Origin of the sequence: Vibrio salinus, from assembly GCF_021272385.1 — a bacterium.
Classification (GTDB): Bacteria; Pseudomonadota; Gammaproteobacteria; order Enterobacterales; family Vibrionaceae; genus Vibrio; species Vibrio salinus.
This window is the reverse complement of the sequence record NZ_JAJSDZ010000009.1, coordinates 836954-861310: the sequence shown is the minus strand read 5'-3', so window position 1 is coordinate 861310 and position 24357 is coordinate 836954. Positions and strand designations below refer to the sequence as shown.

The 24357-nt window shown below is 41.7% G+C and carries 20 protein-coding genes and 2 tRNA genes; 12 read left to right on the top strand and 10 right to left on the bottom strand.

The features are described 5' to 3' along the window. Positions 1–2: 2 nt before the first annotated feature. From LRQ06_RS12235 to yceD, 4 genes are read right to left on the bottom strand one after another with little or no spacing between them, the layout of a single operon-like run. Positions 3–953, bottom strand: coding sequence for a beta-ketoacyl-ACP synthase III (locus LRQ06_RS12235; RefSeq protein ID WP_232766733.1), 951 nt, complete (start codon positions 951–953; stop codon positions 3–5). Positions 954–958: 5 nt separating this feature from the next. Further along, positions 959–1984, bottom strand: a complete 1026-nt coding sequence (gene plsX, locus LRQ06_RS12230) for a phosphate acyltransferase PlsX (protein ID WP_232766731.1) — start codon at positions 1982–1984, stop codon at positions 959–961. 9 nt (positions 1985–1993) lie between these two features. Next, positions 1994–2164 carry a 50S ribosomal protein L32 gene (rpmF, locus tag LRQ06_RS12225; RefSeq protein ID WP_021019534.1) on the bottom strand — a complete coding sequence of 57 codons (171 nt, stop codon included), beginning with the start codon at positions 2162–2164 and terminating at the stop codon, positions 1994–1996. 27 nt (positions 2165–2191) lie between these two features. Beyond that, positions 2192–2728 carry a 23S rRNA accumulation protein YceD gene (yceD, locus tag LRQ06_RS12220; RefSeq protein WP_232766723.1) on the bottom strand — a complete coding sequence of 179 codons (537 nt, stop codon included), beginning with the start codon at positions 2726–2728 and terminating at the stop codon, positions 2192–2194. A gap of 149 nt (positions 2729–2877) precedes the next feature. On the opposite strand from yceD, the gene LRQ06_RS12215 reads away from it, so the two are divergent. Further along, positions 2878–3459 (top strand): Maf family protein, encoded by a 582-nt coding sequence (locus LRQ06_RS12215; RefSeq protein WP_232766721.1) that lies wholly within the window; start codon positions 2878–2880, stop codon positions 3457–3459. 31 nt (positions 3460–3490) lie between these two features. Here LRQ06_RS12215 and rluC read toward each other — a convergent pair whose 3' ends face one another. Continuing rightward, entirely contained in the window at positions 3491–4444 is a 954-nt protein-coding gene (gene rluC / locus LRQ06_RS12210) for a 23S rRNA pseudouridine(955/2504/2580) synthase RluC (protein ID WP_232766718.1), read from the bottom strand. Positions 4445–5045: 601 nt separating this feature from the next. Here rluC and rne point away from each other — a divergent pair. The 3 genes from rne (at position 5046) to LRQ06_RS12195 (ending at position 10298) form a co-directional block, all read left to right on the top strand. Next, positions 5046–8027 (top strand): ribonuclease E, encoded by a 2982-nt coding sequence (gene rne, locus LRQ06_RS12205; protein WP_232766716.1) that lies wholly within the window; start codon positions 5046–5048, stop codon positions 8025–8027. A gap of 209 nt (positions 8028–8236) precedes the next feature. After that, the gene (locus tag LRQ06_RS12200) at positions 8237–9787 is read left to right on the top strand and encodes a SulP family inorganic anion transporter (RefSeq protein WP_232766714.1); all 1551 of its coding nucleotides are present in this window, start codon (positions 8237–8239) and stop codon (positions 9785–9787) included. A gap of 55 nt (positions 9788–9842) precedes the next feature. Further along, positions 9843–10298, top strand: coding sequence for a hypothetical protein (locus LRQ06_RS12195; protein ID WP_232766712.1), 456 nt, complete (start codon positions 9843–9845; stop codon positions 10296–10298). A gap of 70 nt (positions 10299–10368) precedes the next feature. Here the strand turns inward: LRQ06_RS12195 and LRQ06_RS12190 are convergent, their stop codons facing one another. Next, positions 10369–10596 carry a hypothetical protein gene (locus tag LRQ06_RS12190; protein WP_232766710.1) on the bottom strand — a complete coding sequence of 76 codons (228 nt, stop codon included), beginning with the start codon at positions 10594–10596 and terminating at the stop codon, positions 10369–10371. Here LRQ06_RS12190 and LRQ06_RS12185 point away from each other — a divergent pair. Then, entirely contained in the window at positions 10595–11575 is a 981-nt protein-coding gene (locus LRQ06_RS12185) for an ABC transporter substrate-binding protein (protein ID WP_232766708.1), read from the top strand. The genes LRQ06_RS12190 and LRQ06_RS12185 overlap by 2 nt on opposite strands. A 130-nt stretch (positions 11576–11705) precedes the next feature. Beyond that, complete coding sequence (locus LRQ06_RS12180) at positions 11706–12842, top strand: ABC transporter substrate-binding protein (protein WP_232766706.1); 1137 nt, start codon at positions 11706–11708, stop codon at positions 12840–12842. Between the two features lie 93 nt (positions 12843–12935). On the opposite strand, the gene adhE is transcribed toward LRQ06_RS12180, so the two are convergent. Beyond that, positions 12936–15641 carry a bifunctional acetaldehyde-CoA/alcohol dehydrogenase gene (gene adhE / locus LRQ06_RS12175; RefSeq protein WP_232766703.1) on the bottom strand — a complete coding sequence of 902 codons (2706 nt, stop codon included), beginning with the start codon at positions 15639–15641 and terminating at the stop codon, positions 12936–12938. Positions 15642–16444: 803 nt separating this feature from the next. On the opposite strand from adhE, the gene LRQ06_RS12170 reads away from it, so the two are divergent. Beyond that, a complete protein-coding gene (locus LRQ06_RS12170; RefSeq protein WP_232766701.1) occupies positions 16445–17323 on the top strand; it encodes an ion transporter in 879 nt (292 codons plus the stop codon). Between the two features lie 35 nt (positions 17324–17358). Here LRQ06_RS12170 and asd read toward each other — a convergent pair whose 3' ends face one another. From asd to yejK, 3 genes are all read right to left on the bottom strand, one after another. Beyond that, a complete protein-coding gene (asd, locus tag LRQ06_RS12165) occupies positions 17359–18471 on the bottom strand; it encodes an aspartate-semialdehyde dehydrogenase (RefSeq protein ID WP_232766699.1) in 1113 nt (370 codons plus the stop codon). A 169-nt stretch (positions 18472–18640) separates the two neighbouring features. Next, the gene (locus LRQ06_RS12160) at positions 18641–19036 is read right to left on the bottom strand and encodes an Hpt domain-containing protein (protein ID WP_232766697.1); all 396 of its coding nucleotides are present in this window, start codon (positions 19034–19036) and stop codon (positions 18641–18643) included. A gap of 25 nt (positions 19037–19061) precedes the next feature. Continuing rightward, positions 19062–20063: a nucleoid-associated protein YejK gene (gene yejK, locus LRQ06_RS12155; RefSeq protein WP_232766695.1), complete on the bottom strand. Its 1002-nt coding sequence runs from the start codon at positions 20061–20063 to the stop codon at positions 19062–19064. A gap of 82 nt (positions 20064–20145) precedes the next feature. Between yejK and LRQ06_RS12150 the strand changes: the two genes are divergently transcribed. The 5 genes from LRQ06_RS12150 (at position 20146) to ald (ending at position 24147) form a co-directional block, all read left to right on the top strand. After that, complete coding sequence (locus LRQ06_RS12150; RefSeq protein WP_232766693.1) at positions 20146–20370, top strand: YejL family protein; 225 nt, start codon at positions 20146–20148, stop codon at positions 20368–20370. Between the two features lie 35 nt (positions 20371–20405). Then, positions 20406–22220 carry a DUF3413 domain-containing protein gene (locus LRQ06_RS12145; protein WP_232766691.1) on the top strand — a complete coding sequence of 605 codons (1815 nt, stop codon included), beginning with the start codon at positions 20406–20408 and terminating at the stop codon, positions 22218–22220. Positions 22221–22284: 64 nt separating this feature from the next. Further along, positions 22285–22361: transfer RNA gene (locus LRQ06_RS12140), tRNA-Pro, on the top strand. Positions 22362–22526: 165 nt separating this feature from the next. Next, positions 22527–22617 (top strand) — tRNA-Ser (locus LRQ06_RS12135). 411 nt (positions 22618–23028) lie between these two features. Continuing rightward, positions 23029–24147: an alanine dehydrogenase gene (gene ald, locus LRQ06_RS12130; RefSeq protein ID WP_232766689.1), complete on the top strand. Its 1119-nt coding sequence runs from the start codon at positions 23029–23031 to the stop codon at positions 24145–24147. The last annotated feature ends 210 nt before the right edge of the window (positions 24148–24357 follow it).

Below are 24357 nucleotides of genomic sequence, written 5' to 3'. Positions count from 1 at the left end.
TATTAAAATTTGATTAACGCAGAACCCCACGTAAAACCGCCGCCAAAAGCTTCTAAAAGGAGTGTCTGACCCCGTTTAATTCGACCATCTCTAACCGCTTCATCCAGAGCACTGGGGACAGAAGCTGCAGACGTATTGCCATGCTTATCAAGCGTTACAACAACCTGTTCCATTGGTAAGGAAAGCTTCTTTGCTGTCGCGGTAATAATCCGGTAATTAGCCTGATGTGGAATCAACCAGTCCAGTTGAGACTTTTCCATACCATTATCAGCCAATGTATCCTTAACTAAACGAGCTAACTGAGTAACAGCGACTTTAAATACCTCATTACCTGCCATATAAAGCCATTTATCTGAAGCGTCACCATTTTCAGGATATTCCAGACTTAACAGAGGACCGTGTTCACCATCAGAATTAATATGAGTAGATAAAATGCCTGGTTCTTTGCTCGCACCAATTACAACGGCCCCGGCACCATCACCAAACAAAATAATGGTTGAACGATCCGTCGGATCACAGGTACGGGACAAGGCATCAGAACCAATAACCAGAATATTTTTACACATTCCGCTTTTTATGTACTGATCAGCAACAGACAGGCCGAACATAAACCCAGAACAGGCAGCTGCAACATCAAATGCCGGACAGCCTTTGATACCCAGTTGAGCCTGAACCTGACAGGCAGCAGACGGAAACGCATGGCTTCCACTGGTTGTTGCTACAATAATCATATCGATATCGTTTTTATCGATACCAGCCATATCAATAGCATTCTCTGCGGCATAAAACGCCATCGTTGCAACTGTTTCATCTTCTGCTGCGACACGTCTTTCCTTGATACCCGTTCTGGTGACAATCCACTCATCACTTGTCTCTACCATTTTCTCTAAATCAGCGTTAGTACGCACCTGAGACGGCAGGTAGCTGCCTGTTCCTAAAATTTTGCTAAACATGAAGACTAATAATGCCTCTCGAGTAAAACCGCTTCTAACCGATCGCTGATACGACTAGGTACTTGTCTTTTTATTTCATGTACCGCTTCTCCAATCGCATTGACGACAGCAGATACATCCGCTCTTCCATGGCTTTTAACAACAATACCGCGCAATCCTAACAAACTTGCACCGTTATACTGGTCGGGGTTCAATGTTTTTAATTCCATAAACAAATCAGCAAACAATTTTTTTGCAATCCAACCTTTTATTGATGAGCCAAACATTTTGCTCTTTAGCTTATCAATAAAAAGCTGAGCCGTCCCTTCACAGGACTTCAAACATACATTACCGACAAAACCGTCACAGACAATAACGTCAGCTATATTACTTAGTAACTGATTTCCTTCGACATTGCCAATAAAATTTACTGATTCTGCCTGTTTCAACATTTCTGCGCAACGTTTAACCTGATCATTACCCTTAATATCTTCTTCGCCAATATTCAGAATCGCAACCTTAGGAGGACGTCCCAAATGCTCTTCAGCCAACGCACACCCCATCACAGCAAACTGGAATAATGAATCAGCATCGCTCGAAACATTTGCACCTAAATCAAGCATCCATGTTCTCTTGCCATATTCCGTAGGTAGTGCAGTCACCAATGCCGGACGATCAATACCGGGTAACAGTTTGAGACGAAAGCGGGATAACGCCATCAAAGCACCTGTATTACCGCCACTTACACAGGCCTGAGCCTCACCATTTGCAACCAGATCGATAGCAACACCCATAGAGCTGTTTAGCCGGTGCCTTAGAGCCAGAGAAGGTTTTTCGTGGTTAGAGATAACTTGATCACTATGAACGATGCTCACTCGAGAATCTTCAGAGTAACCTAACTGAGACAACTGTTGGGTGATATCGTTCCGATCACCGGTGATAATCACTCGTAGCTCTGGGAAATGTGACAGTGCCTGCACGGCGGCAGGCACTGTAACGCGGGGACCAAAATCCCCGCCCATTGCATCAAGTGCAACGGTTAAATTATGCAAAGGTCAACCTTACTTGTTGATAACCTTTTTGCCACGGTAATAACCGTCAGCAGTCACGTTATGACGTAGATGAGTTTCACCTGAAGTCGCATCTACAGACAGAGCTGCAGTTGTCAGCGCATCATGTGAACGACGCATACCACGCTTAGAACGTGTTTTACGGTTTTGTTGTACGGCCATGGACCCTACTCCTATATGTGTTAATGCTTAAGAATAAGACTGATTCTTCAAGCTCTTTAAAACATCAAATGGGTTCGGTTTCGTTTCCTCAGTTTCTTCCGGAATTTCACCAAACACCATATTATCCGAATTAACGCTACAATCCGCATCATCGTGCATTGCTACCTGAGGCAATTCTATGATGAACTCATCTTCAACAAGTTGAATAAGGTCGATTTCCCCATACTCATTCCGATCTACCAAATCGTACTCTTCTGGGATCTGTTCTTCACTTTTATCACCTGTATTGGGTGTATAAGTGAATTCTACTTCACACGTATGTGAAAACACCTCATTACAACGCTGACAGACTAAATCAACTTCGATGTTAGCTTTACCAGAGATAACAACCAGTTTCTGTTCATCAATCTCAAATGACAATGAGACTTCTGCGTCGCGTTTAACGCCTGCGACTGACTCCTCTAAGCGCTTAAAAAGACTGGTCTGAATGATACCATTGTAGTCCAGTTTTTTTTGAGCAGCTTTTAACGGATCAATCGTCCGCGGTATTTTTACCTTTTGCATAGGGCGCGAATATTATCTTCCAAATCAAATTTAGTCAAAGAAAAAGGGCAAAAAGTTAGACTTTTTTTCCCGCATCGGCATAAAAGCCATGAAGCGGCTATTATTATCGTATAATCGAAAACTATTCCATCCGTTAATTTTCGAAAACAATGAAAAATCCAACGTTAGTTCTTGCCTCAACATCCCCTTATCGTCGCACCATTCTGGAAAAGTTAATGGTCCCTTTTGAAATAGCTTCTCCGGAATGCGATGAAACGCCCGGAGAAAATGAATCCCCACAAGACCTGGTGTTGCGGCTGGCAAAAACCAAGGCAGAATCCTGCCGTGTTTCTGAGCCAAGCCTGATTATTGGCTCCGATCAGGTATGTATCGTCAATAACCGCATTGTGGGCAAACCTCTCACCAAAGAAAAAGCCATAGAACAGTTACTGGCTCAAAGTGGGCAAACCATTACTTTTATCACCGGTCTGGCGCTGCACAATACCGGGAAAGGAACGACTCAATCGGTCATCGACACATTTGATGTTCATTTCCGTCAGTTATCACGTAAACAAATAGAAACCTACGTCGATAAAGAACAACCGCTCAATTGTGCTGGAAGTTTTATGTGCGAAGGCTTGGGTATCGCTCTGTTTGAACGTCTTACCGGTGATGACCCCAACACCTTAATCGGATTACCCCTAATCAAACTGATTGATCTTCTCAATCGCGAAGGATTCTCTGTCTTATAGTTTTACCGGAGCAGCAGATGCGCTGTTCCGGTTAACTTGCCTGCGCTCTGAGTTTCTGAATCACCTGCTTTAACATCCGGTCCATCGGCGCTTCGATCTCCATGATATCGCCGGTACCCGGATGGGTAAAACGGATATGAGCGGCATGAAGGAAAAGCCGATTCAAACCCAATTTACCGGTGTAAGCATCAAATCTTGGATCACCATACCGATCATCCCAGGCAATCGGATGTCCGGCATATTGTGTATGAACACGAATCTGATGCGTACGCCCGGTAATCGGGCTGGTCTGAAGGAGTGTCGCTTCTTCAAACGATTCCAGTACTTTAAAACGGGTTTCCGACGCTTTTCCGTTCGGATTAACCCTAACGATGCTATTCACATCGTTTTTAAGTAGAGGTGCTTTGATAGTATGACAACTTTTCTTCCATACTCCCATGACCAGCGCATAATAATATTTATGAACAGTTTTTTCGCGAAACTGAGCCTGCAAGTGACGCAGTGCAGACCGTTTTTTCGCCACAAGCAATATCCCTGAGGTATCACGGTCAATCCGGTGTACCAACTCCAGAAATCTGGCCTGAGGCCTTAATGCCCGCAATGCTTCAATCACGCCAAATTTTAAGCCACTACCACCATGAACGGCTGTTCCTGATGGCTTATTTAATACCAGAAGATGATCATCTTCGTACAAAACGCAGTGCTCTAATTCAGCCACTTTGTTCAATTTAGCACTCACATGTTCGGTTTTTGTTGCCGATTCAGAAATCGTGACCGGCGGAATCCTGACCACGTCGCCCGCTGCTATTTTGTATTCGGCCTTCACTCTTTTTTTATTTACGCGAACTTCCCCTTTTCTGAGAATTCGGTAAACCACACTTTTGGGCACACTCTTTAATCGAGCCCGTAAAAAATTATCGATTCGCTGACCTGCCATATCGGCATCAACATCGACCAACTGGACCTGGGTTCTAATGTCACTCATGAAGTTTCAATAATATGTTCCGGAGGAATTACGTTTGCCATATTGTTTGTCATTCAACAACCACTAACCAACGCATTTTGTCTGCATTTTCTCATTCTCAGCATCGGAATGGTAGAGAGATAAGCATATTTAGCACAGACTTATTAACAGTTAAGTCAATAATCTTTTCAAAAACAAACCGTTATAACGTAAAAAATTAAAATATACCATGCAATTAACGTTATATTTTTTACAAAGCAGATTGCTGAAATTGAGCACCACTGCTATAGTTCATATCTGCGGTATTAGCATTGGCGGAGTTTTAATCATGGCCGCCTTGTTTTTGAGCAAATGTGAGTAGAACGGCACATTGTTTATGCAGCAAATGGCGTAAGACTTAACAATAATGCACTCCTTCTTGTTGCTCTACTCATGCTTTCATGTTGAGTATTATTCGCGTAATGAGCGGATCGCAGGTTGTTGTCTATCTGTGGTTACTGTCGTGCCCCTAGAGCATCCCTTCCAGCCGGGAGGCTGCAATTTTAGCCATGGGATCTGGCACCATGAAAAAAGCGACAAGAAAAAATAAACAAAAAGCAAAGAATTATAACGAGACTTTTAAATGAAAAGAATGTTAATAAACGCAACTCAGAAAGAAGAGTTGCGTGTTGCGCTGGTCGACGGTCAGCGTCTTTTCGATCTTGATATCGAAAGCCCCGGGCATGAGTCAAAGAAAGCCAATATTTATAAAGGCCGAATCACCCGGGTTGAACCTAGTCTGGAAGCCGCCTTCGTTGATTACGGAGCTGAAAGACACGGTTTTCTGCCTCTAAAAGAAGTAGCAAAAGAATATTTTCCTGACGGTTATACTTATCAGGGACGTCCAAGTATTAAGGAAGTCCTGAGTGAAGGTCAGGAAGTTATTGTCCAGGTCGAGAAAGAAGAACGAGGCAGCAAAGGCGCCGCCTTAACAACGTTTATTTCTCTGGCAGGGAGCTATCTGGTTCTGATGCCAAATAATCCTCGGGCCGGTGGTATTTCCCGCCGAATAGAGGGCGATGAACGCACAGAATTAAAAGAAGCATTAAGCACTCTAAACCTGCCACAGGGAATGGGACTGATTGTTCGTACTGCCGGTGTTGGAAAAAGTGCAGAAGAACTTGAATGGGATCTCAATGTACTCCTGAATCACTGGAATGCGATTAAACAGGCTGCAAATTCAAATCCTGCTCCATTTCTGATTCATCAGGAAAGCAATGTCATTGTTCGTGCTATTCGTGACTATTTACGCCGTGATATTGGTGAAATATTAATCGATAGCAATACTATTTATGACCGCGCTTTATCGCACATAAAACTGGTTCGTCCGGACTTTATTTCCCGTGTCAAAAAATACGACGGAGAAGTCCCTTTATTCAGTCATTACCAGATTGAGAGCCAGATTGAATCGGCATTTCAACGCGAAGTCAGATTACCTTCCGGTGGCTCAATCGTTATTGACCCAACCGAGGCCTTAACGTCTATTGATATCAACTCAGCACGGGCAACCAAAGGTGGTGATATCGAAGAAACGGCGTTAAATACAAACCTTGAAGCCGCCGACGAAATCGCAAGACAGCTACGTCTGCGTGACTTGGGAGGACTGGTTGTTATCGATTTCATCGATATGACCCCTGTTCGCCACCAAAGAGAAGTTGAAAGTCGACTTCGTGAAGCGGTAAGAGTAGACCGGGCCCGCGTCCAGATAGGACGTATTTCCCGCTTTGGCCTGCTGGAAATGTCTCGACAACGTCTGAGCCCTTCCCTGGCTGAAGCCAGTCACCATATTTGTCCCCGCTGTTCCGGCACGGGTGTTGTCCGCGATAATGAATCTCTTGCTTTATCCGTTCTTCGACTTGTTGAAGAAGAAGCACTAAAAGATAATACATCTCAGGTGCTTGCCGTTGTTCCGGTTCCCATCGCCTCTTATTTACTCAATGAAAAACGTCGTTCGGTAAATCACATTGAACGTATTCAGGATGTAAAAATCACCATCGTTCCTAATTCTGATATGGAGACACCTCATTTTGACGTTATTCGTATCCGTGAAGGAGATGAACAGGATCTGCTTTCCTATCTGATTCCGAAAAAACTGGAAGCAATGAAAGAAGCGGAACTGGAAGAAAAAGAAGATGAAGTTAAAACCCGTAAAGTAGAAGAACCTGTACTGAAAGGATTCTCATCTCCAACCGTATCAGCGCCGGCGCCTTCGACAAGTGCGAAAGAACCAAAACCAGGTCTTGTTTCCCGTTTCTTTACAGGCTTAAGCAAGCTTTTTGCAGGCTCAGATGAGCAGGTGCAAGAAACGGATGACAAAGAATCAGACTCTAATCAGTCAAAAAACAACCGGAATAATCAGCGGAATCGTCGCCCGAACAGAAATGATCAGCGTAGACGTAACAATCGTGATAAACCAAATGATAGCAATCGCCGTAAACAAACTGATAAATCCGCAGTAGAAACTGAGCAGAATAAACCGAAATCTCAGGAAGAACGCAGACCTAAACAAAGAAAAGGCAAACAGGATCGCCGCAATAGAAACAACGCGCGAGATAATGAGCTTCTTGAAGAAGGTAAAAAACTGGCATCAGAGGCCCGTCAGGATAACAAACCGAAACAAACCGAGAGTGAATCTTCTGAATCTCAACGGACGAAAACGGTTAAGCAACGTCGAGAAAGAAGAAAACTGACGAAAAAAGTCCGGGTACAGCCTACTGAAGCTGAAAATAATGCGGTAGTAACTGAAGAATTATCACCAGATACCGTTAGTGCACAAAATGAAGTGCAGGATAAATCGGTTTCAGAGAAACAGATCCAGCCAGACAACAATCTGCCAGATTCATCTGCCGAGGATACTGCAACAAAACCTCAACAACGTCGTTCCCGCCGTTCACCACGTCACCTGCGGGCCAATGGTCAACGACGTCGTAGAGGAAGAGATCGTCGGCCGAATCCGTTCCGCTTGAGAAAAGGCGGCGTCGCATCTCCGGAAATGGCAATGGGTAAAGTAATGCCAAAATACGATTTGGCAAGAAAACCTGCATTCCAGCCAGCCAAACCACAGTTTGAAAGCAGTGAAACAGAAGCAACTGTATCTGCAGTTTCACCAGTCATTACTAGTGGTGTTGCCAGACCAGAACTGGCAATGGGTAAAATCGTCATTTCAGGTAAAACAACAGATGCGTATGTTAAAGCAGACAATCCGGATGGCACACCTTCCGAGGTTGTAACTGAAGTCAATGTGAATACGGCTCCTGAAGAAGCACCAAAAGCATCAGAAGAAAAAGCAACTGAGTCCGCACCGGCAATTGATGTTGATTTACCGGCTGCAGAAGAAACAGCGCCAGTCGCTGAAGTTAAGCAGTCTGCTGTTATTACCACAGCATCACGGATTAAGGGTCATGCGTCTTCTCTAATGGCAAAAGCTCCGGCAATTGATGATATCCGGCAAATTAACATCCAACCGGCACCATTACGCGAACAACGCTATGAAGGCCGCAGCGCTGGCGGTCAGGCCGCGACAACTCATGCCCATGCTGAGATGTCAAAACCTGCTATGTCGTAACCTAAAACGTAACAATTACCCTACCAATAGCCCCTTCTATGGGGCTATTTTTTTGATTAGTTGAACTTCATCACAATTTTCTGTAGGATGCCCCGTTCTGACTGAAATTCGACCGATATTACTACCAATTTACCTGTAACTTTTCATATCCATAATATTGGTCAGACAGTTGATGTTCTTTAATTCACTTACTTGAACTAATGGAAATCATGATCGAAAAATCAAACATGTCTGTAAAAAATGATGTCCTGTCAGGACTTACCGTGGCGTTAGCACTTGTTCCTGAAGCGGTTGCTTTTGCATTTGTTGCCGGTGTTGACCCCATGGTAGGGCTTTATGCAGCCTTCATCGTTGGTTTGGTCACCTCAATTTTTGGAGGCAGGCCAGGAATGATCTCTGGAGCAACCGGTGCAATGGCCGTTGTTATGGTCAGTCTGGTAGCCACTCATGGTGTCAATTATCTGTTCGCAACTATTCTGTTTGCCGGCATATTTCAGATCATTGCAGGGCTGTTGAAACTAGGTAAATTTATCCGGATGGTCCCCCACCCGGTCATGATTGGTTTTGTGAATGGCCTTGCTATCGTCATTTTCTTAGCTCAGTTAGGCCAGTTCAAAATGCCGGATGTTAATGGTTCTCTCACATGGTTGGCAGGTAAAGATCTCTACCTCATGTTTGGACTGGTACTGCTGACGATGGCAATTATTCATTTCTTACCAAAGTTCACAAAAGCCGTCCCTTCATCTTTGGCTGCCATTGTTACTGTTACAGTTCTCGTTCAGGCTCTGAATCTGGATACCAGGACGGTAGTTGACTTTCTGAGGACAATGGCTGGTAATGAAAGTGCCACTCTGGCCGGAACTTTGCCTACCTTTTCCATGCCATCCGTTCCCTGGAATCTGGAAACCTTTAAAATCATCTTGCCTTATGCATTAATTCTGGCTTCAATCGGCCTTATTGAATCTTTGCTAACCTTGACAGTTCTTGATGAAATGACCAATACCCGTGGTCAGTCCAATCGTGAATGTATCGGTCAGGGTATGGCTAATATCACCTGTTCGATGTTTGGTGCCATGGGTGGCTGTGCCATGATCGGCCAGTCAATGATCAATATAAATTCAGGTGGTCGTGGACGTCTGTCCGGTATTGTCGCGGCAGTGATGCTACTTGTCTTTATTCTGTTTGCATCATCATTAATTGAGATGATTCCACTGGCAGCGCTGGTTGGCGTAATGTTTATGGTCGTTATCGGAACCTTTGAATGGGCAACATTCAGGCTCGCCAGAAAAGTGCCCCGTAAAGATTTCTTCGTCATTATTTTAGTCACTATCGTGACAGTATTTACCGATCTTGCGATTGCAGTATTTGTCGGTGTCATCGCATCTGCACTCATGTTTGCATGGGATCATGCTAAACATATCTACGCATCTACGCATACCAACAACAAAGGTGAGAAAGAATACATCATCAACGGCCCCATCTTCTTTGGGTCAGCCAGTCATTTCCTGGAGTTGTTTGATGCCCACTCTGATCCCTCTGAAGTCATAATTGATTTTGCAAAATCACGGGTAGCAGATCACTCGGCAATTGATGCTATAGAGACCATTGCTGAACGCTACGCCGCTCTTGGCAAAACCATACACCTTCGGCATCTTAGCCCCGATTGCCATTCGCTGCTGAAAAAAGCCGGAAGCCTGATTGAAATTAACGTTAAAGAAGATCCTTCTTATAAAGTTGCAACGGACGTTCTTGCCGGCTGAAAAAATAAGCCGGCAATCTGAAGCCGGCTTAATCGCATTATCCCCAAAGAAATGAATGAAACCTAATATGAGACACCATCAAAATACGACGCCTGTTTTTTCGCTCCCGGAATATTCAGATGATGACATACAGAAAAAAATAGACGAATTATCAAAACCAAAACTGGAACATTTCAACCGTTGGTTCAGAACTGAGTTTGTCATTTATATGATTGCCGGTTGTTGCTCTTTCATGTATATCAGCCCTTATTTTCTGCACTTTATAATGAGTGACTATTCTCGTTCCTATTGGTCTGAACAGGTATATTCTCTCACACCCGTATGGATAATCTTGTCCAGTATTTTGGGCTTAACAGCAGCGCCATATAGCATTTTCAGACTCAAACTGTCTTATAAGGACGCCGAGTATCTGATAAGAAGAGAAAAATGCCGGCAACAATACCGACATGGTTCCGTTTTTGTTAAAAAACAAATCAATGACTATTGCCTTTCTGTTTATAAATCCCGCTGAGACTTTAACCAATATAAGGCATTAACGGACATAAGTGGTTAGCTTATGTCTCCTACATTCATTTTTTCAGCTATTCTTCTATAAAGAGACCATAACGGTCGGATAACATGACTTGTTTCTCAATTGATGCAGGTGTTTCTATGAATAGCTCGAACCGATTTTTTTTCTTATTTTGCTTCATCATATTATCACTATCCGCTTCAATTCCAGTCAGATCAGAAGCAACACAAAAACAACTGACTTTCGCTCTTTTTGCTCCCCGTACCGATTCTTTCTGGCCAAAACTTGAAGCCTTCATGATAGATGCATGCAACGACTTAAATATTCATTGTCGCGTATATTACTCAGACGATAATTTCTACAAAATGGAACGACAAATTAAAGATGCGGTTACCGGTCCGGACAAAGTCGATGCTGTCCTTTTTCAGAATTTCAAACAGCAGGGTGCATCTTTTATCCGGTTAGCCGACCAGAATAATGTCGCTTCATTTCTCATAAATGCCCCTTTGTCTAATGAAGAATATAAAACAATCGGAAAGCCAAGAGAAAAATACAAAACCTGGTTGGGTGAAATGATACCGGATGACCAATATGCCGGTTATATTACTGCGAATAAAATTATTGATGAAGCCTTGCTCTCTAATAAAAAAAATATCGATGGTAAAGTTAAGCTTGTTGCCATTAATGGTACTGCATCTGATGGCGCAACCGTTGAAAGAGAAAAAGGGTTAAGAAAAGCGCTCAATGAAAGAAAAGAAGCCCATCTTTATCAATATTTCACCACCAGAAACTGGTCCAAGAAAGAGGCCATCTTGAGATATACAGGTGCATTAAGCCGCTATCCTGATACAAATGCGATATGGGCAGGTGATGATGATATTGCCCTCGCCATAATACAAACAGGAAAGAACCTTGATTTAATACCGGGGAAAGATTTTTTTATTGCTGGTATTGACTGGTCTGAAGAAGGAATAAAAGCTGTCAAAAAAGGGGAAATGACTGTGAATGTCGGCGGCCACTTTCTTGAGGCGGCATGGGCAACGATTATGCTGTATGACTATTTCCATGGAATAGACTTTAAAGACGAAGGGGTACATATAAAATCGCCTATGTACCCGATAGATAAAAATAATTTTCAGGATATAAATCGCTTATATTCAGCACTTAATAACAACAAAATTAATTTTTCGTCTTTTTCAAAACATCTCAACCCTAAAGTAAAACATTATCAGTTTGATGTTGGTAGCCTCTTAAAGCAAATAAATACCGACAACTGATACAAAGCATAATACATTGCCTCATTCTTTGTGAAAGAAGCTCTTCTGAGCTATCCTTTTTATAATTGACACGAAAGCCTATTTGTAGCGAAATCCAGCTTCACCTACTTTCAAAAATACAGGCAATATAATGGTTAAATCTAATCGTATTTCTCACATTGTATGGTTAATTAGTTTACTTTTATTTGTACCTGTTTCGATCAAGGCAGACACAAACGAAAAACAGCTCACATTCGCACTGTTTGCCCCCAGAGCAGACTCTTTCTGGCCAAAACTCGAAGCCTTCATGAAAGATGCCTGCAGAGACTTACAAATTCGTTGTTTGGTATATTACTCTGATAATAACCCATATAAAATGAAACGACAGCTAGAGTCCGCTATATCCGGAGCTGATAAAGTTGATGCGGTTATCTTTCAAAACTATAAACAACAGGGTGAAAAATTCATTCAGCTTGCTGATCAAAACAATGTTGCCTCATTTTTGATTAACGCTCCCTTATCTGAAAAAGGGTATCAATTAATTGGAAAGCCAAGAGAAAAATACAAAACCTGGTTAGGAGAAATGATACCGAATGACCAGCAAGCAGGTTATCTTATTACCAACAAAATTATTGATGATGCATTGAACGCTGGTAAACAGAATTCAAACGGAAAAATCAAACTTATCGCCTTCAATGGTATTGTTTCTGATGGGGCAGCCATTGAAAGAGAAAAAGGGTTGAGAAAAGCATTAAAAGAAAGAAAAAGGGAAGCACACCTATATCAATATTTCACAACCAGAAATTGGTCACAAAGCGAAGCGATTCTAAAGTATACCGGAGCATTAAATCGCTACCCTGATGCGAATGCAATTTGGACCGGCGGTGATGATATTGCTCTTGGAATAATAAAAACAGCAAAACACTTGAAACTAACACCGGGAAAAGATTTTTTTATTGCTGGAATTAACTGGTCGAAAGAAGGGATAGAGGCCGTAAAGAAAGGAGAAATGGCTGTTAATGTCGGCGGACACTTTTTAGAAGCAGCGTGGGTAACAATTTTACTCTACGACTATTTTCATGGCATTGATTTTAAAAATAAAGAAGGCCTTCAAATAAAATCCCCAATGTATCCAATTGACAAAAATAACTATCAAGACATCAATACACTATTGTACGCATTAGATAACAATGAGATTAATTTCACCTATTTTTCAAAATACCAGAACCCAAATATTAAAAAATATCACTTCGATGTCAGCGAAATTTTAAAACAAATAAAAGAATAAATGCTTTCTCTATATCTGCAATTCAAGCACAAAAAAGCCCCAAACTACGTTGGGGCTAAAGAGTGCAAGCCTTAAATTACTCGCAAGAGCTCGTTAAGCATTTGCTTTTTCTTTCTTTGCTTTTGGTGCTGCTTTTACAGCTTCCTGATCTTCTTTTTTCTTAATCACGGAAGTTCCTTCGAAAGTTTCACCTTCTACGAACGCTTTACCGTAATAAGAAGCAAGAAGTACTTCTTTAATTTCAGTAATTAATGGGTAGCGAGGGTTAGCACCTGTACATTGATCATCAAATGCATCCACTGCAATTTTATCAAGCTGGGCAAGAAAATCAGCTTCAGAAACACCGGCTTCCTGAATTGATTTTGGAATATCCAGTGCAGTTTTAAGCTCATCTAACCAAGTTAACAGACGCTCAATTTTCTGTGCAGTACGGTCACCGGCTTTTGATAATCCAAGATGATCTGCAACCTCTGCATAACGACGACGAGCCTGAGGGCGGTCATACTGAGAGAAAGCAGTTTGTTTTGTTGGGTTATCATTCGCATTGTAACGAACAACGTTAGAAATCAGCAGCGCATTCGCCAAACCGTGAGGTATGTGGAAGGCATTACCAATTTTGTGAGCAATTGAGTGACAAACACCCAGGAAGGCGTTGGCAAATGCTACACCGGCAATGGTCGCACCATTGTGAACTTTTTCACGTGCGATAGGATCTTTCGCACCATGTTCATAACTTGAAGGCAAGTAGTTTTTCAGCAGAGTAAGTGCCTGAAGTGCCTGACCATCAGAGTATTCGTTTGCAAGAACAGACACATAGGCTTCCAGTGCGTGAGTCACCGCATCATAACCACCGAAGGCAGTCAGAGACTTAGGCATGTTCATAACCAGGTTAGCATCAACGATAGCCATATTCGGTGTCAGCTCGTAGTCTGCCAATGGATACTTAGCACCGGTCGTATCATCTGTTACAACGGCGAATGGCGTCACTTCTGAACCAGTACCTGATGTTGTAGTGATACAAACAAGCTCAGCTTTTTGACCCATTTTAGGGAATTTGTAGATACGTTTACGGATATCCATAAAACGCATTGCCAATTCTTCAAAGGCGGTTTCCGGGTGCTCGTACATTACCCACATAATTTTCGCCGCATCCATTGGTGAACCACCACCAAGTGCAAGAATCACATCTGGCTGATAGCTGTTCATGATTTCGGCACCTTTCTTCACGATAGAAAGCGTTGGATCAGCTTCTACTTCGAAGAAAGTCTGAACTTCCATACCGCGAGCTTTCAGAAGCTCTACGATTTCATCGGCATAACCGTTATTAAACAGGAACCGGTCAGTTACAAGGAATGCGCGTTTTTTACCTTCAAGGTCACCAAGGGCAACAGGAAGGCTACCACGACGGAAATAAATGGATTTAGGTAGTTTATGCCACAACATGTTTTCAGCTCTCTTAGCCACTTTTTTCTTGTTGATCAGGTGTTTGGGACCCACGTTTTCAGAGATAGAGTTACCACCCCAGGAACCACAACCTAGTGTCAAAGACGGAGCCATATTGAAGTTGTATAGATCACCGATACCACCGTGAGTTGTCGGTGTATTGATAAGAATACGAGCTGTTTTCAGCTTATCACCGAAGTAACGGATACGATCTTCGTTCACATCCTGATCGGTATACAGACCTGAAGTATGACCAATACCACCGATCTCAACCATGGTAATGGCCTGAGCAACGGCATCTTCGAAATTATCAGCACAGAACATACCCAGTGTTGGCGATAATTTTTCATGTGCAAATTCGTCATCGTGACAAACTTTACCATTCAAACCTTCACCAATCAGAACTTTCGTATCTGCAGGAACGGTTACACCAGCTAATTCAGCAATTTTCACTGCTGGCTGACCAACAATTTTCGCGTTTAATGCACCGTCAATTAGCAGTACTTTGCGTACTTTTGCGGCTTCATCCTTAGAAAGAACATAACCTTTGTGAGAAGCAAAACGAGCTTTAACTTCTTCGTATACTTCTTTAACAACAATAACAGCCTGTTCAGAGGCACAAACCACACCATTATCAAATGTTTTTGACATAAGAACAGAAGCAACCGCACGTTTGATATCAGCCGTTTCATCGATAACAACCGGAACATTACCAGCACCAACACCGATTGCAGGTTTACCTGAAGAGTATGCAGCTTTCACCATACCCGGACCACCAGTAGCAAGGATAAGCGCAATCTCGTCATGTCTCATCAGAGCATTTGATAACTCAACAGATGGCTGGTCGATCCAACCGATGATATCTTTTGGAGCACCTGCTGCAATAGCTGCTTCAAGAACAAGTTTCGCAGCATCATTGGTTGATTGTTTTGCGCGTGGGTGAGGAGAGAAGATGATTGCATTACGGGTTTTCAGAGCAATCAGCGACTTAAAGATAGCTGTTGAAGTCGGGTTAGTGGTTGGAACAATACCACAGATAATACCAACAGGTTCTGCGATAGTGATCGTGCCCATGCTGTTATCTTCTTCAAGAATACCGCAGGTCTTTTCATCTTTATATTTGTTATAAATATATTCAGATGCAAAGTGGTTTTTAATAACTTTGTCTTCAACAATACCCATGCCCGATTCAGCTACAGCTTGCTGAGCCAAAGGAATACGAGCTTGGTTGGCTGCTAAAGATGCTGCCCGGAAAATTTTGTCAACTTGCTCCTGAGAGAAAGTTGCAAATTCCGCTTGCGCCGCCTTTACACGGGCAATGAGAGCATCAAGTTCCGCCAAGTTAGTTACAGGCATAATGAATCTCCTAAATTTAATAAATATTTAAAAACTCTTTATTAAGCCTATTAGTCCCACATAACGCCGAAAACATAACTATTTGTTTTCTTAACCTTATTAAAAAGCTCTCAAGTCCGCAGTATAGACCTTAAAGAGTTGAAAACATTGACTCAGATCAGTTATGAAACTTAATTTCACAAGCCACATATTCCTAACCAAACAAAAGTATAATAATTATTTGTTTTTATTGATTAAATTAATTATTTCACGCAACTAAAAATATACCGAAACACTCAATTCAAAAGTCTCTTTAATGAAATATTTGTATCAAAGTGTAACTAATTTTCATATTGCATCCTTTTTGACCAATGTTACGCAAATTAAACGTGCTTCTATAATTACAATACTCCTGTTTCCCCGGTAAGGGGTTGATATTAATCTTAGAAAATTTACATTACACCCTTTATTTTCGATTAATAAATGTTGCAACGCAACATCTGTAATTCACCCTATAAACAGGCAATTAGCATCTCTTGGAGTTCGTCATTCTTGGATGAATTCAACGGTCAAAAACCAGATTTTATTTTCTTCGGCCTCTGTGAAAACACACTTTATCCGGTCAGATTCCCCGTCAGCATCACATCCTATGAAATTTAGTTTAAATAAACAGAACAGACAAACTTTGCGCAGACAATAGAGCCTGTAGTCCCAAAAGATGGCAACTCACTTTCAACCGACATCGACAAAAAGCCCTGGCGAATTAGCATAGAAATAGGAATCGATTTATTATTAAAAACAGACTTACTGACCAGATAATTTCTATGAATAGAGAACCACTAAAAAAACGTCTGTATGAAATCATTTTTGGAACTCATACCCTACACGGCAGATGGTTTGATATTACGTTAATAGTATCAATACTGTTATCTCTGGCTGTATTAGTCCTTGATTCTGTTCCAGTCATTCACCATGACTGGGGACTTGAACTAAGATATCTGGAATATTTGTTTACCGCTCTTTTTACACTTGAATATCTGACCCGGCTATATTGCTCTCCAAAGCCGGTAGCTTATGCAAAAAGCTTTTATGGTGTGATCGATCTTTTAGCCATTTTACCAACCTATCTGACCATTTTTTTCCCGGCCGCTTCTTACGTATTTGTCATAAGATTATTACGAATAATGAGAATATTCCGGATATTAAAACTTGTCAGGTACCTACAGGATTCTAATTTACTATTAAGGTCCCTTTATCTGGCACGCAGGAAAATCTTTATTTTTTTCAGTGCAGTCACCATTCTAGTCACAATTTTCGGTTCTTTAATTTATGTTATCGAAGGGCCGGAGCACGGTTTCACAAGCATTCCAAAAAGTATTTACTGGGCAATTGTCACGATCACTACTGTTGGTTATGGTGACCTTGTTCCCCAAACTGCACTGGGTAAAACCATCGCATCATTGACCATGCTGCTGGGGTACTCAATCATTGCAGTACCGACGGGCATCATAACAGCTCATATTCATGATGAAATGGCTTCTCACAAAGAATTAGTTAAGTGCCCTAACTGTTCAACATCCGGCCATGATGCCGATGCTATGTATTGTAAATATTGCGGTAGTCAACTTCCGGAACCGGATAAGCGGATTGTCCCGATGTCATCAGAAACTCACAAAAACAGCGGACAAAATAAAAGACTCTGAGGTAGCCCTTCAGAGTCTTTAGAAGAGTTTGGTATCTATTTTTCAGCCAGAATAATACGAAGGGTTCTTCTTAACGGCTCAGCAGCACCCCAAAGCAATTGGTCGCCAACTGTAAACGCATTCAGATACTCATCACCCATCGCCAATTTACGCAACCGACCGACAGGAACAGAGAGCGTACCGGTTACTTTCGCCGGAGACAGCTCCTGAGCTGTAATATCTCTTTCATTAGGAATCACTTTTACCCAATCATTGTGAGAAGCAATGATCTCTTCAATTTCATCCAATGGTGCATTCTGAGTAAGTTTAATCGTAATCGCCTGAGAGTGGCAGCGCATGGAACCGATCCGGACACAGGTACCGTCAATTGGAATCGGCGTATCAGAAAGACCAAGAATTTTGTTCGCCTCAACTCCGGCTTTCCACTCTTCCTTACTCTGACCATTTTCACGTTTAACATCAATCCATGGGATCAAAGAACCAGCAAGTGCGGCACCGAATTCAGTCGTCGGGAATGAATCGGAACGAATGGTTTCCGCCACTTTACGGTCAATATCCAGAATAGAGCTGGCAGGATTAGCCAGCTCACTGCTAACACTGTCATTGATAACACCCATTTGAGAAATCAATTCACGCATATTTTTGGCACCGGCACCAGAAGCCGCCTGATAAGTCATAGGGCTCATCCATTCAACCAGCCCCTTCTCAAAAAGGCCACCAAGTGCCATCAGCATCAGACTGACCGTGCAGTTACCACCAACATACGTCTTAACACCGCTTTGGATACCTTCCTGGATTTGCTGGAGGTTAACGGGATCTAATGTAATTATTGAGTTATCAGCCATTCTCAATGTTGAAGCGGCGTCAATCCAATAACCTTTCCAACCCGATTTCTGTAATTCCGGGTAAACTTTTTCAGTATAACCACCGCCCTGACAGGTAACGACAGCATCTAATGATTTCAAGCTTTCAATATCATAAGCATCTTGAAGTAATCCTGCATCTTTACCGTAGTTCGGTGCAGCAATACCTACTTGTGATGTACTAAAGAAAACTGGTTCGATCAGGTCAAAATCACCTTCTTCAACCATGCGTTGCATAAGTACAGAACCAACCATGCCACGCCATCCAACTAAACCTACTCTCATTGTACAAACTCTCCGTGTATTCTTGTTAAACTAAAGCCCATCATCTATAAGTGGTTTTGGGGGAAATCACAACCCCAATTTAACATATTTATCAGTTTTTTTTTTACTTTATGACAAAGAGATATTCATCAGAAACTAAAATACACCAGAGATAACAAATTAATGTTTGTTATTCACTACCCGTCAGTACACTTATATGATAATTAGCGGATATAACCGCTTGAGCCAACCGATGTTCCAGTGCTTTCAGATGATGCTCCGTAGGATTCTTCTGCGTTTTTAATATCTGATCCAGATGACAGGCAACATCTCTGAGTCCGGTTGCACCAACACTACCAGCAACCCCTTTAAGGCTATGAACGGCTATTCTTGCCTCCGCTAAACGATGACCTTGTATACAATGCCGGATCAAATGACCATCTTTACAATGATCAGCGACAAAAATCTCCAACAGCATCTTTATCGCCCCGAAGTCATTACTCATCGAATTTCTCAGAACACGAATATCAATTTCTGAGTGACATGTATTAGATACCACCTGCAAATCTGCAATCGTTTGGTTCATTCCTCCCAACCCCTGCTCTATTGGTTTATGATTTAGTCAACTGGTGCTTAAGATTCGGCGGCGTGCCTTTAATGGTCAGCGTATCGGTTTCCGGATCATAGAAAACACGTTCACCAAGCAACAGGCTATCAAAACTAATGTTTAAACCACCTCCTGCCCCAACATACTTAGCCAGTTTTTTCACTGTCGACCGATCTCCGGGAAAACTTTCTTCCAGCTCATAACCGTTTTCACGAGTAAACTGATAAAAACTGCTGTTTTCAGTGGTATGGCCGGGAAGTTCACCTGACAATTCCTTGATACTGACTTCTTCACCACCTTTTATCTGTTCATTACAGTAGTCGTAAACCTGCTTTTTATAACTGGTGGATTCCTCTTTATCCAGCTTAGAGTCGGTACAAAAATCGTCTACCGCCTGCATCAACACCTGATTCTGTTGTTTTGTATCCAGCCCCACCTCTGCCTGCAGAAAATCAAGGAAAAAATCGGCGATTTTCCGTCCGACTCTACCCTTAATAAAGCTCAGGTATCGATTCGAGTCCGGTTCGGAGTCATACAGTGAAAGGTCAATTCTTGCGGCGATATCCATATGATTAATATCAAGATAATCAGTAGCACTGATATCCAGTCCTTCGGTTACTTTCAAGCTTTGGCTATTAGGTAACAAACCGATGAATAAATAATGGGTTGCCAAAGACTGATATTCAGCCAGAACCAGAATACCTTCATCAGCAAACGGGTATTTTGCCAGCTCCTGTTTTAATTTATTTCCGGCAACCTGTGAAAAATCATAAAAATTCAGTTCATTATTTTTCAGTTCCTGCAACCAGGTTTTCATTTCGCTGTCAGACCTGAAAATACCAAAGCCTTTTGCTGACTTAGAATTAAAAACACGATGTAATTCAGCAACTAAATTACTCGTCGCGGTATTATTTTCCAATGCCTGAGAACGGTAGTTAACTACCAGTTCTTCCGATTCATTTTTGCAAACTTGATGCAAAATAACGTTAAATAGATCTAGGCTCATAAGATTTTGTATGTGTTCTGGTTTCAGTTGGTAGCTATAGTAGGGTATCATAAGACGTTTTTCTATCACCATTAGAGTCCATATGCCTATACAATCTAAATACAGTGACCAAAAAATCGAAACGATACTTGCGGAAGTTGCCGCCGTGTTTGATAAGCATAATGCTTCGTCAGACCTTGTTTTGATGATTGCCGGCAATATTGCAACAAATGTCATTAACCAAAAAATATCTAAAGAACAAAGAACGGTTATCGCGGAAAAATTCGCTCAAGCATTAATGTCATCGATTGAAGGTTCAGTTCACTAATTTTTAAATAAAATTAAAACGGATAAGAATACAAAATGGTAGATAGCGGAAATACCTACGGAGAACGTGTATCTAGACTCGTTGGCTGGGGTCATTGGTTTGCTTTTTTCAATATTATTGCAGCAATGCTGATTGGCACGCGTTACATCAGCCAATCGCCGTGGCCTGACACCTTTTTGGGGCAACTGTATCTGGCTGTATCCTGGGTCGGCCACTTTGGCTTTCTTGTATTTGCTCTTTATCTGTTAATCCTGTTCCCACTGACGTTTCTATTACCCTCAAGCCGGATTTTCCGGTTTGTTTCCGTCTGTTTCTCAACTTTTGGGCTAACGGTTCTACTTATCGATACGCAAACATATCAGTCCTTTAATTTCCACTTAACCCCGGTGGTCTGGGAATTAATTTTCAGTGATGAAAACAGCGCTATTTCAGCCGATTTACAACACTTATTCATTTTGCTTCCGCTGATATTCGCCATTGAACTGGGGCTGGCTGAGTGGGTATGGAGAAAGCAAAGACGACTTTCCCACAAACATATCGGTCGTCCGTTAGCTGCCATTTTCTTTGTCGCATTTATTTGCAGTCATTTAATTTATGTATGGTCAGATGCCTCTCTCTATACACCGGTGACCAGTCAACGATCTAATTTTCCGCTGTCCTATCCGATGACAGCGAAGTCTTTCATGGAAAAACATGGCCTGTTAGACAGAGAAGAATATCGCCGGAAACTCGAACAAAAGAAAAAAGAAAATGTGGATCTGGTTTCTTACCCTCTTGAACCACTTTCGTTTGACAGGCGTCCGAACGATCTGAATATTCTTATAGTCAGCGTCAATAACCTGAGAAGTGACAGCCTGAACCCTAAAGACATGCCTCATGCTTCCGCTTTTGCCAGCATGAATTTAAATTTCATCAATCATTACAGTTCCAGTAACGATATGTTTGGCATTTTTGGCCTGTTTTATGGTCTACCAAGCAGTTACTCCGGTAGTATCGCCGTTCAGGGGACTTTACCGGTACTCATGAGCACGCTGCAAAAACAGGATTACCACTTTGGTTTATTCAGTGGTGATAACTTTGATGATTCGCTCTACGCAAAAACTGTGTTCAGAGGATTACCTTTAGAAAAAATACCGTTTAATCAACCCGACGAATCAAAAGATGAGCAGGTAATTGAACAATGGTCATCATGGACCCAACAACAAGCGAATTCTCCGTGGTTTAGTTATTTAGAATTAGTGACTGTACAGGACTTCGATGCCATACACCAAACCAACCCAGGTAAAGAAACTCCGGATCAGCATCTAAAAGAAAACTATGAACTGTCAGTCCAGACTGCTGATTCAGAATTGAGCCTGTTATTCAAAAGACTTAATGAAAATAAACTATTAGATTCAACAGTTGTCATTATTACTTCGAATCATGGTACGGAATTCAACGAAACAAAAACAAACTCATGGGGTTCTAACACGAACTACAGCAACTATCAGCTAAAAGTCCCTCTCATTATTCACTGGCCAGGACGGGTAGCAAGTGCATTCACTCACAAGACAAGCCACTTAGACGTGTCAGTAACATTATTGCAAGATCTGTTAGGGGTATCTTCCAATCCGTCAGATTACAGTAGTGGCCGAAATTTATTTAGTGAAAAACCACGTCGGTGGATTTTAGCCGGAGACGCTCGTGAACTTGCATTGATTACGAAAAATAACACAACGGTCATCGATAAATTTGGTAACTTTAAAGTATTTGATAAAAACTATAAAAGACAACCAGATAAAACACCGACACTACCCATTTTGATGCAAGGTTTGACCGAATTGCAGCGTTTTTATACAAAAAGCAATTAAATCATTACATTAGCACTGATTCAGACTTGACTAATGGAATGAAAGCAATTAGATTGAGGTTCATCGGACTGTAGCGCAGCTTGGTAGCGCACCGTCATGGGGTGTCGGGGGTCGGAGGTTCAAATCCTCTCAGTCCGACCATACACCTGAGGAAGATTTTCGAAAGAGAATCTTCCTTTTTTTGTATTGAAACACTAAAAAACAGCACTTCATCAAAAAACCTTAATCAATCGCCTATAAATAGAGCAATTAACACGTCAAACACTTTACATATTAATAAGATATCGATAGTATTCTTCCCACTACGGAGAGATGGCTGAGTGGTTGAAAGCACCGGTCTTGAAAACCGGCATACGTTTGTAGCGTATCTAGGGTTCAAATCCCTATCTCTCCGCCACTTTTATTACCGCCGTACTTACGGCGGTTTTTTTATTTCTTAATTCGTGAATCCTTCCCCCAAATTCATCTCAATCAATATAGTCAAACAAAATATTTTTAGCGCAGTACCCACTTTTTTTAGTGAAATACGATCTAACCTGTCATTACACTAAGTCAATATTGTTAATTAACTGATAAAGTTGTAATAAAATATTTCAACATTTATTGCTAAAATTCAGTAATTCTTGCCAAATCACAAATAATACAAGGAATAATAAACCTAATTTAAAAAATAATTCAGAGTAATTAACTATCACAATCTCACTATGGCAGGCAAATAATTTATGTAATCGTTGCTAAATCAGAATAAATAACCTATAAATGGATTGCTCACAATCACGTTACATAATTCAGATTCTGGAGAAAATATATGTTAATTGGTGTACCTAAAGAAATTAAGAACCACGAATACCGAGTCGGAATGACTCCCGCCAGTGTCAAAGAGCTGGTTGAACGTGGTCATAAAGTAATGGTAGAAACCAATGCCGGTAACGGCATCGGGTTTTCTGACCAACATTTTATTGATGCCGGTGCAAACATTGCTCCAAATGCTGAAGTCGTATTTTCCGAATGCGACATGATTGTAAAAGTTAAAGAGCCTCAGGCATCTGAACGTGCGATGCTTCGTGAAGACCAGATTCTGTTTACCTATCTTCACCTCGCACCTGATGCACCTCAGACTCAGGATTTAATGAAAAGCAAAGCGGTATGTATTGCTTATGAAACCGTCACCAGCGATAAAAAAACGCTGCCATTACTGGCTCCTATGTCAGAAGTTGCCGGAAGAATGTCAATTCAGGCTGCAATGACATCACTAGAAAAATCAAATTCCGGATGCGGAATGTTACTAGGCGGTGTCCCAGGTGTAGAATCTGCAAAAGTAACTATTTTAGGCGCTGGTGTTGTGGGAAGAAATGCGGCGCAAATGGCTGCAGGTCTAGGAGCTGAGGTCGTTATTCTGGATAAAAATATCGATGCATTACGGGAAGTAGACACGATTTATCAAGGAAAAGTGAAAACGGTTTATTCCACTGCTGACTCGATTGAAAAGCACGTCACATCCTCTGAAGTGGTGATTGGTTCAGTTCTTCTTCCGGGTGCATCAGCACCGAAGCTCATTACAAAAGAACTGGTTAAAAAAATGAAACCAGGTTCAGTTATCGTCGATGTTGCTATTGATCAGGGAGGCTGCTCTGAAACTTCTGTCGCGACCACACATCAGGAACCGACATATATCGTCGATGAGGTCGTTCACTACTGCGTAGCTAACATGCCCGGAGGCGTAGCGAGAACCTCAACCTTTGCTCTGAATAATGCAACCTTACCCTATATTGTTGCACTGGCTGACAAAGGCTATAAAGAAGCCCTTTTAAACGACAAGCACCTTTTGAATGGACTAAATGTGTTTCACGGCCAGATAACTAATGCATCCGTTGCGAAAAGTCACGGACTGAATTTCGTAGAACCTCAAACAGCATTATTATCATAACCACATTCCACACACAAATAATGAGTAGTTGACAATGAGGTTCTTATACTACTCATTATTTGTCATCAAAGAACCAATGATAGGTGATATAATCGCTTATCTGCCTATACCTTTCTAACATACGGATAAGCTCATAATATGCGGTAAATAAAAATGGACGATGTTCAATTTATAAGAGCAATGGTATGATGGCTTTTTGTGGGTATTAGA